At 60.3% G+C, this 252-nt stretch carries 1 pseudogene; it reads right to left on the minus strand.

Features of this window, described 5'->3' with window-relative positions:
* Positions 1 to 126 (minus strand): annotated as a pseudogene (locus tag MRBLMA1_RS20865) (IS630 family transposase); the annotation flags it as partial.
* Positions 127 to 252: the final 126 nt, after the last annotated feature.

Below are 252 nucleotides of genomic sequence, written 5' to 3' on the forward strand. Positions count from 1 at the left end.
CGCCCGGCGCGACGTTGAAGGCGATTTCTTCCAGATGCATCGTCATGCCTCGCTGTTACAGCGAGGCATGACGATGCCGGCGCCCTTTCCTTCGGCGGGGCAGATCGCGCCGAAGATCCATGCCGAGTGAGGTGGTGTCGGCAATTCGGACAGGGTGATAAGCTCATCCCGACCTGAAGGAATGGACGGGAATGAAGACGACGAGAAAGCGCTACAGCGCCGAGTTCAAGGCGAAGGTGGCGATGGAAGCGA

This window comes from Sphingobium sp. LMA1-1-1.1, assembly GCF_040676365.1.
In the GTDB taxonomy this organism is placed as follows: domain Bacteria; phylum Pseudomonadota; class Alphaproteobacteria; order Sphingomonadales; family Sphingomonadaceae; genus Sphingobium.